Raw genomic sequence first — 442 nt, 5'->3', positions numbered from 1 at the left:
TGCAACATGCGCCGCGCGTCAATCAACAAACGCTTGTCAGCGTCAATCAACATCGGCATCATCAACCTCGCCGCGACATTCTCATCTTGTTTGTCGCGCGTCTCTCATCCAGATTGTCGCGCCACAAGTGGGAGCACGTTGACCTACGCCGACGGGTCGCACACCTCCCGGAAACCAAGAACGGGAGTTCCAGAGACGTTCCCTTGTCGACACGTGCCGTCGAAGTGCTCAAGGAGCAACGAAAAGCTGCCAAGACGCGTAGCGGCGACGACAGGGTCTTTCCAATTCGTAGTGATGCGGTAACACGGGCGTTCGAACGTAATCGGTAATTGACCGACGTCGTTGCGATCTCAGGCGATCTGATGCAGTGGCGAGCGCAGCGGGTTGTCGGCGAAGAGCGATTTCCAGATTCGCGGCGTGAGTTCGTGCACGCGCGAAGCCG

1 protein-coding gene is annotated in these 442 nt (G+C 57.9%); it reads left to right on the top strand.

Going from position 1 to position 442, the window contains the following annotated elements:
• Positions 1–329, top strand: a 329-nt coding sequence (locus GWC77_RS29930; protein WP_367949135.1) for a tyrosine-type recombinase/integrase, incomplete at its 5' end; no start/stop codon positions are given.
• Positions 330–442: the final 113 nt, after the last annotated feature.

Origin of the sequence: Paraburkholderia sp. NMBU_R16 (assembly GCF_013282575.1) — a bacterium.
GTDB lineage: Bacteria > Pseudomonadota > Gammaproteobacteria > Burkholderiales > Burkholderiaceae > Trinickia.
This window is presented reverse-complemented; position numbering and strand designations above follow the sequence as displayed.